The organism is Acinetobacter sp. GN11 (genome assembly GCF_054823985.1).
Genome location: NZ_JRVL01000160.1, coordinates 1 through 8,541 on the forward strand (window position 1 = coordinate 1; position 8,541 = coordinate 8,541).

An 8,541-nucleotide genomic window follows, 5' to 3' on the forward strand; every position below is an offset into this window, starting at 1 on the left:
GTTATGCTCTACCAACTGAGCTATTCCCGCGTGCCGCTTATAATACATTAAGCGAAACATGGGTCAACAACTTTATGCAAATAAATATGCTGATTGCATAAAATAAAATCAGAAATGAGCAAATAGATATATTTTTACCGTTAAGTTGCCGAATAAATAGACATTTTGTTTGAAGCCAAAGCGTACAAGAGCAACTTTTGTTTGTGTGTAGACAGGGTATACTAGGTTCAAATATACGAATAATCGTAAAAGGAAAAGCTATGAGTCTTGAACAACAATTGATTGAACGGTTACAAACCCTTGCACCCAGCCATTTGGAAGTCATCAATGAGTCTGCTGGACATGGTGGTTATTTTCCAGGTAAAGAGTCACATTTTAAAGTGATTGTAGTGAGTGAAGAATTTAATGGGTTGCGTTTGGTTCAACGTCATCAAAAAGTTTATGCTTTAGCTTCAGACTTAATGAATCCAGGTCAAATTCACGCTTTAGCAATTCATGCTTATTTACCAAGTGAGTGGCAAGGTCAGGCACCTGCTAGCCCAGAATGTGCACATGCAACTAAAAGCTAAGGGCTAATTTCATGGATGCACATTTACTCACTAAAATTATTCATATGACTGCGGTAGCTGCTGCACTTATGGTTTTTGTCTTCCGCGCTTCAACTTTGTTTGTGGGCGTGCAAGGAGAGCAACCAAATCCGGCGGGACGCAAAATATTAGTTGCCTTACAGCATTTGTCGTTTACCGTAGTTTTTATTACGGGCGCAATTTTATTGGTCATGAAAGACTTTCAGGTACAGCCGTGGTTTTACGCTAAAATTATTCTATTTTTAGTCTTGTTATCTTCCCTGATGAAAGCCTTTAAAAAAGATGACACTCTTTTATTAGCGCAACGTAGGGCGGGTTTAATCATTAGCGCTATCGCTTTTATTGCTATTATTATTTTAGTGATTGTGAAGCCTGTTTTTGCTTAATTGTTCTACATTCTTTGCCTTTTTGCTTAAGCTCTAGGTTAAACTGCGTACAGTAAAAAAAATATGCAGAGGGAAACATGTTAACTCGTGTGGTGTTTAACCAAAAAGGCGGTGTAGGGAAATCAAGCATTACTGTAAATTTGGCCGCAATTAGTGCCAAACATGGCTTCAGGACATTGGTCATTGATCTTGATCCTCAAGCCAACTCTAGTCAGTACCTTTTAGGGGATGACGCAACCTATTCTGCTGAAAAATCAATTTTAGAACCAAATATCGAAAATTTCTTTGATGATGTGTTGGGAAACAATCAACAAAAGAGTTTAATCGGTAATGCATTAGGTTCGATTTTAAAAGCCCCACGAAATAAAGATATTGATAGCTTTGTACACTCAACTCCTTTTGCAAAATTAGACGTACTTCCTGCTAGCCCAACACTTGGTGCTCTTGAACATGCACTTGAAAGTAAACATAAAATTTATAAATTACGTGATTCGATTCAAAACTTAATTGGACGATATGATCGTATCTATATAGATACGCCACCTGCATTTAACTTTTTTACTTTATCGGCACTCATAGCAGCAGATAAAGTCTTAATTCCCTTCGATTGTGATGTCTTTTCAAAGCGCGCGTTACAAACATTGATTGAAAATGTTCTCGAAACGCAAGATGATCATAATGATCGCTTGGAAATTGAAGGAATTGTCGTCAACCAATTTCAAGCTCAAGCAAAATTACCTCGGGAAGTGGTTCAGCAGTTAAAAGATGAAGGGTTGCCTGTACTAAATAGCATGTTACCGCCTTCGGTTTTAATGAAAGAATCGCATCAGAAAAATTTACCTTTGGCTCATTTGGCACCAGAACATAAATTGACTCAAGCTTATGAGACATTGTTTGGTGAGATTGAACCAAAACGATAAGAGAAAAATGATGAAAGGCTTATATATTGCGCCTTTGGTGGCAGCCACTTTATTGCTAGGCGCTTGTGCTACGACGGTAAAACCGACTTACGTGTCTCCGACTCAATATCAATCTTTGGGCTGTCAGCAGCTACAAAGTGAATATAACCGTATTCAACAATATATCGACAATGGCGTACAAACTCCGAAAAGTACCGGTATGGGTGTTGGACTTGGACTCGGTGGTGGCTGGGGACGAGGCGGTTGGGGATTCGGTCCATCTATCTCTGTAAATATGGGACAATCTTCTTCAACGAAAAATACCGAACTTTCACGTGTTTTAGGTCAGCAAGAAGCCATAGTTCAGGCTGCTCAGTTTAAAAATTGCCCGATTATTGTTCGAAAAAAGACGAATTAATAGTCGATTTTGCATCACAATATGCTAATTAAGGCATATTGTGATGAATAAAGTTTAGCAAAATGTTTCATAATAAAAATAATATAAATCAATACATTTTAAATTTTAAAGCTTAATAAATTCTGTATTTTCTATAATCAAAAGCCCTCACAAACTTGCTATATTTTGCCTATTTCGTTTAAGGTGGCCCCATCTTGGATGTTGTGGAAATTTTATGATTGAGAGTTGGTTTTTTGTATTGGCAATGTTGGCTGTTTTGCTCATTCCGGGGCCGACAAATGCTTTACTTGCAACCGCTGCTCATTCTCAAGGTTTATCTAAAGCATTCTGGCTTATTCCAATGGAATGGTTAGGCTATGCCTACGGTATTAGCTTTTGGGCTGTATTTATTCATTTAGCAGCTCCAATTTGGCCAGCACTACTGCTCATTTTGCATATTACGAGTGTGTTCTATGTATTCTGGCTTGCTTTTCACTTATGGAAGAACACGCATTTACAACAGTTTAGTCAAAGTCACCGCAATATTCGCCCTCGTCAATTATTTTTATCAACTTTGAAGAATCCTAAAGCTTTGCTGTTTGCAGCTGGTATCTTTCCTGCTGAAGCATGGAATTCGCCTGAAAATTTTCTTATGGTATTTGGTGTCTTTACATTAATCCTAATTCCGGCGGCAAGCTTCTGGATGATTTTTGGACGGGCATTGTTAGCGGGACCAATTAAAAAAATAAAAGCCGATCATTTATATAAAGGATCGGCCATGTTACTCATTTTATGTATGCTTCCGGTGGTTTTCCGTTTCTTTTAATTAGTCTCGAACATTGGCTTTTCGGTTTTTGAGCTTTTCACGTATAAATCCGATGATGCCTGGTAAAACGCTAATAATAATGATGCCGAAAATAAGATGGGTAAAGTTATCCTTAACGATTGGCATATTTCCAAATAGGTAGCCTAGAGTTACAAAAGAAGCGACCCAACAGAGTGCTCCAATCAAATTATAAGTTAGGAAGAACTTATAGTTCATGCTACCAGCCCCAGCAACAAAAGGTGCAAAGGTACGGGCAAATGGAACAAAACGCGCAAAGATAATGGTTTTTCCACCATGGCGCGCAAAGAATTCTTGAGTTTTAACTAAGTGCTGTTTATTAATGAATCGAGAATTCATTTCAAACACACGTGGACCAATAAAGCGTCCAATATGGTAGTTTACAGTGTCACCTAAAACGGCAGCAATGAAGAGTAGAGTGCCCAATACCCATGGATCCATCGCACCTGTAGATGCAGCTAAAGCACCAGCTGCGAATAGCAAACTATCTCCCGGTAAGAAGGGCATAACCACTAAACCGGTTTCAACAAAAATAATTAAAAATAAAATGCCATAAATCCATGTCCCGTAATTTATAATAAATTCGGCGAGATGTTGGTCAACGTGTAGAATAAAATCAAGAAGTTCCATGATAAGAGCAAGTGATAAACCGTGCTCAAATCCTAGCAGTGAGCCTATAGAAAGTCAGTATAAAGCATCAAAAAAATACAAATTGATCATCTCGTTTATGCAACGATATATATGGATTTTGACTATTTAATTATCAATGTCCTAAACCTAGAATGAGTTCATCAATAAATAAGCATTTAAATAAAGGTGGCAATATGTTTAATCCAAATGTAGTGGTCAAAAATATCGTAACGCAATCAGGCGCAGATAGTTTCATTAGCCTCGTTGCGCGTCTTCTTATCGCCTATATCTTCCTTGTTGCAGGTTGGGGGAAAATTACCGGTTATGCAGCAACTGCTGGATATATGGAAGCAATGGGGGTTCCAGCGGGAATTCTTCCTTTAGTGATCTTGGTTGAGTTTGGTGGTGGTTTAGCCTTGTTGTTTGGTTTCCAAGCACGCTTTGCGGCTTTTGGGCTTGGAATCTTTAGTATTCTTACTGCATTTTTATTCCACCAAGGTGGTGCTGATGCAGCGGCGCAATATAACAATGGCATCCATTTTATGAAAAACCTTGCAATGGCGGGTGGTTTATTCTTCCTGATGCTTCATGGCGCTGGACGTATTAGTTTGGATCATGCAATCGAGAAATAATATTCAAGACAAAATAAAAAACCGGATGATCAACTCATCCGGTTTTTTTATTTCTAGGATTGTAAAATTAGAGCATGAACTGAATTTGTAATTCCCCAACAACAAAACCAAGTACTGCGCCTACAGCAATGAGTGCCCACTCATCTTCTTTGAACGCAGGACGTAACATACCTTCAAATTCAGATGGTGTTAATTTTTGCATGCGTTCAATTAAAGTACTACGAATATTCATAGCATCTTCTGCATAAGATTCTACGTATTTCATAGTCTCTGGAAGTCGTTGCAGAATGCGTTCAGCAACTTGCGATTTCATATCTTGATATTTTTCTCCGCCAATTGCGTATACAACTAATGGGCGAATAACGCCTGCTTGCATATCAATTTCTTGTTTAACATGACGGTTAACCAGATCAATAACACGCGCAGAATGTGTACCAGAAAATAACTCTTCCATCATGTGGCGTGAAGTTAAAAGTTGTTTTGAAATTAACGCTGCGTAGTCGGCTGCAACTTCATTTTGACGTTTAATAAACAAACCTTGCCACGTATAACCCAATATTTTCTTAGGATAAAGTGGTCTAAACATCATTTGTAATGCAATCCAGTCACTGAAAAAACCCACAAAGCCGCCAAACATTGGCAGCATCCAAGGGTATTTGCCTTGCGTGACAATCCAGCATAGCATCTGAATCACACCAATACCGAAACCGAAGAAAAATCCGACATTACTGAAAAACTTAAATTCTTGTTTTCCTACTCGCTTGAAAATATTGTTGAGCAGGCGTTTGTCTTTGAGTAAGTTGCTGATAACAAGATGTTTAATATCAAAATATCGGTTCACATCACGTTGCACTTCACTCATGATGTGTTCAACAATCTCGGGTGCTTTTGATTGCACACGACGAATGAGTCTTTGACGTGCAAACTCTGGCATGCCTTCCCATAACCCCGGCTGATATTCTTGCGCAACATCACGGGTAATATCTTCAGCTGCGGCAAGCAGTGGTTTTTCTATTTCTTTGGCAATACGTTTAGGATCTAGGCGTGCAAAAATTTCTTCAGGCTTAATGAGTTTGGCTGTCATGAGCTCAACAGCAATTGTTGCCATTTTCTCGGCTTTACGAGGCACGATGCCTTGCCAACCTAGAAATGGTTTAATGCCTTTAAATTCAAGTGGTGAAAACATCATCTGAATGGCAATCACCTTGGTGATGTAGCCAATTAAACCACTCATAAAAGGAATAGAGATATACAACCAAAAATGTTGCTGGAAATCTGCAATCATAGTTTGAAGCATTGTTGTTCCTTGGATTTCTATTGATTTTGATAGGGGGCAACAAGCCATAAAAATGGATAATTGTTTAAGCACAGACAAATATCGCTTATGGTATTTACCGTTCCATGGTAATGCCTGTTTTATCGGCTCATCTTAACATCAAATTCATGGTGATGTTGAATAGAATGTGATGAATTTATCAATACGTGTGAAGTTTTCAAGACTAATCCAGGTGATTGATAAATATAGTTAAATATTGATTTTTTTCAAAGAATTCAACAATAGAAATGATTTAAAAATGAAAAAAATAAGATATATGATGATTTGCGGTGCGCCGAAGCGTGAAAAATGTTAAAATGGCGCGCTTAATTCTTTTGCCATTTAGTGGTTTGTCATGACTACCAATACTCAAATTACTGAAGATCGTATCCTGATTCTGGATTTCGGCTCTCAATATAGCCAGCTCATTGCACGTCGTGTACGTGAAGCCGGTGTTTACTCTGAAATGTATGCTTTTGATATGTCTGAAGAAGACGTTCGTGCTTTTAAGCCAAATGGCATTATTTTGTCAGGTGGACCTGAGAGTGTGCATGAAGAAGGCAGCCCACGTGCACCACAAGTGGTGTTTGAGTTGGGTGTTCCAGTATTGGGTATTTGCTATGGTTTGCAAACCATGTCTGAACAGTTAGGCGGTAAAGTTGAGCCGGGTACTGTACATGAGTTTGGTTATGCCGAAGTTGATATCGTTAAACGTGACCAATTGATTGGCAACTTACAAGACCGTGAAGACCAACTTCATGTCTGGATGAGCCATGGCGACAAAGTAAGCCAGATTCCAGAAGGTTTTAGCATTACTGCAAGCACGCCAAGTTGTCCAGTTGCTGCTGTAAGTGATGAAACACGCCGTTTCTATGGTGTGCAATTCCACCCAGAAGTAACGCACACGGCAAAAGGTGAAGAATTAATTGCAAATTTTGTTCACAAAATTTGTGGATGTGGTGGCCTTTGGACACCTGAACACATCATCGACTTACGTGTAGAACAGTTACGTAAACAAATTGGTGATGAAAAAGTTCTTTTAGGTCTTTCTGGTGGTGTTGACTCATCTGTAGTTGCTGCGCTTTTACACAAAGCAATTGGCGACCAGTTAACATGCGTATTTGTTGACAACGGTTTACTTCGTTTAAACGAAGGTGACCAAGTGATGCAAATGTTTGCTGAAAACATGGGAATCCGTGTAATTCGTGCAGATGCTGAACAACGTTTCTTAACTGCATTGGCTGGTGAAGTTGATCCAGAGAAAAAACGTAAAATCATTGGTCGTGAGTTTATTGCAGTTTTTGCCGAAGAAGCACGTAAACTTGATGGCGTGAAATTCTTGGCACAAGGTACGATTTATCCAGACGTGATCGAATCTGCTGCAAGCAAACAAGGTAAAGCACACGTTATTAAATCTCACCACAACGTGGGTGGCTTACCAGACGATTTAGAGTTTGAGTTAGTTGAACCTTTACGTGACTTGTTTAAAGATGAAGTTCGTAAATTAGGTACAACACTTGGCTTGCCACACAGCATGATTTACCGTCATCCATTCCCGGGCCCAGGTTTAGGCGTTCGTATTTTGGGTGAAGTGAAAAAAGAATATGCAGATATTCTTCGTCTTGCTGATGACATCTTTATGCAAGAGCTTCGCGACAGCGGCTGGTATGACAAAACAGCTCAAGCATTTGCCGTGTTCCAACCTGTTAAGTCAGTTGGTGTAGTAGGTGATGGCCGTCGTTATGCATGGGTTATTGCACTTCGCGCAGTTGAAACAGTTGACTTTATGACAGCTCGTTTCGCACATTTACCCTACGAATTGGTTGATAAAATCTCAACGCGTATTATGAATGAAATTAAAGATGTTTCACGTGTTGTATATGACGTGTCATCTAAACCACCAGCAACGATTGAATGGGAGTAGAATCGGAGTTTCAAAATACAATGCATTTTGCCGATTTTACGCCAAGAGCTATGCTCGCGGCAGAGGGTTTTCTAAAAGCAGTAGCTTTTAGCTAAATTTATGCCATGAACGAACTTAAAACATTGTTTTAAGTAAAGTGCAAAATGCTCGCGGTAGAAAAGTTTCTAGAATGAATTAATAAAAAGCCGACTTGGAAAAGTCGGCTTTTTGCTGTTTTACAATGAAGTGAAAGTTTTAAATATTTGATTTTTACTAAAGGCGTTAACTTAATTTCATATAAGCCGTGTTATGTTAATTTTAGGCAAATTAATAACAGGTTCTTTATTAATGGATTTAAATACTTTTGAATTATTAGCTCGATACAACGTTTGGTCTACTCAAAAATTAAATCAGGTTTTGAGGAATGTTTCTAATGACGACTTTAATGCTGAATGCGGACTTTATTTCAAAAGTATCGCCGGAACTTTAAATCATTTACTTGTTGGTGAGCACTATCTTTGGTTTCCTCGTTTTTTAGGTAAACCTTCACCGATATTAAAGCTAAATACCATCATAGAAAATGATAAAGATAAGTTGATATTTCAGTTAGAAGATAAGGCTGGTAATTGGATAAGTTTTTTAAAATGTGTTGATATTGAAAAATTTAAATACGATCTACTGTACAAAACATCTACTGGTAAAGAGATGAGCCTGCCATATGCTGAAACACTATTACATGTTTTTAATCATGGAACTCATCACAGAGGGCAAGTCACCGCAGCCCTAACCTCAATGGGATATGATTGTCCTGAGCTTGATTTGGTATATATGCTAATCGAAGAAAATCATCACATTTAACATAATGGTAAATGTCTTAATTTAAAACTATTATTTTTCATGTGGTTATGCATTTATTGGGGTTCTGTAAAAGAATAAAGGTGGCATTCG

At 38.4% G+C, this 8,541-nt stretch carries 10 protein-coding genes; 8 read left to right on the plus strand and 2 right to left on the minus strand.

Annotated features, from left to right (window positions below; genetic code table 11):
- The first annotated feature begins 260 nt into the window (after positions 1–260).
- The 5 genes from NL42_RS13920 to NL42_RS13940 all read left to right on the plus strand — a co-directional run bounded on the left by NL42_RS13920 (position 261) and on the right by NL42_RS13940 (position 3,095).
- Entirely contained in the window at positions 261–569 is a 309-nt protein-coding gene (locus NL42_RS13920) for a BolA family protein (RefSeq protein ID WP_461313180.1), read from the plus strand.
- An 11-nt stretch (positions 570–580) separates the two neighbouring features.
- Positions 581–973, plus strand: coding sequence for a SirB2 family protein (locus NL42_RS13925; protein ID WP_461313181.1), 393 nt, complete (start codon positions 581–583; stop codon positions 971–973).
- A gap of 77 nt (positions 974–1,050) precedes the next feature.
- Positions 1,051–1,893: a ParA family protein gene (locus NL42_RS13930; RefSeq protein WP_016139600.1), complete on the plus strand. Its 843-nt coding sequence runs from the start codon at positions 1,051–1,053 to the stop codon at positions 1,891–1,893.
- Between the two features lie 10 nt (positions 1,894–1,903).
- Entirely contained in the window at positions 1,904–2,290 is a 387-nt protein-coding gene (locus tag NL42_RS13935) for a hypothetical protein (protein ID WP_004795328.1), read from the plus strand.
- Positions 2,291–2,504: 214 nt separating this feature from the next.
- Positions 2,505–3,095, plus strand: coding sequence for a LysE family translocator (locus NL42_RS13940; protein WP_016139599.1), 591 nt, complete (start codon positions 2,505–2,507; stop codon positions 3,093–3,095).
- On the opposite strand, the gene NL42_RS13945 is transcribed toward NL42_RS13940, so the two are convergent.
- The gene (locus tag NL42_RS13945; RefSeq protein WP_016139598.1) at positions 3,096–3,743 is read right to left on the minus strand and encodes a DedA family protein; all 648 of its coding nucleotides are present in this window, start codon (positions 3,741–3,743) and stop codon (positions 3,096–3,098) included.
- 194 nt (positions 3,744–3,937) lie between these two features.
- On the opposite strand from NL42_RS13945, the gene NL42_RS13950 reads away from it, so the two are divergent.
- Positions 3,938–4,375, plus strand: coding sequence for a DoxX family protein (locus NL42_RS13950; RefSeq protein WP_003655588.1), 438 nt, complete (start codon positions 3,938–3,940; stop codon positions 4,373–4,375).
- 67 nt (positions 4,376–4,442) lie between these two features.
- On the opposite strand, the gene NL42_RS13955 is transcribed toward NL42_RS13950, so the two are convergent.
- On the minus strand, positions 4,443–5,660 hold the full coding sequence (locus NL42_RS13955) for a DUF445 domain-containing protein (RefSeq protein ID WP_204389012.1): 1,218 nt from the start codon (positions 5,658–5,660) through the stop codon (positions 4,443–4,445).
- A gap of 385 nt (positions 5,661–6,045) precedes the next feature.
- Here NL42_RS13955 and guaA point away from each other — a divergent pair, with 385 nt between their 5' ends.
- Both guaA and NL42_RS13965 read left to right on the plus strand, forming a co-directional pair.
- Positions 6,046–7,614 carry a glutamine-hydrolyzing GMP synthase gene (guaA, locus tag NL42_RS13960; protein WP_461313182.1) on the plus strand — a complete coding sequence of 523 codons (1,569 nt, stop codon included), beginning with the start codon at positions 6,046–6,048 and terminating at the stop codon, positions 7,612–7,614.
- A gap of 327 nt (positions 7,615–7,941) precedes the next feature.
- Entirely contained in the window at positions 7,942–8,451 is a 510-nt protein-coding gene (locus tag NL42_RS13965; protein WP_461313183.1) for a DinB family protein, read from the plus strand.
- The last annotated feature ends 90 nt before the right edge of the window (positions 8,452–8,541 follow it).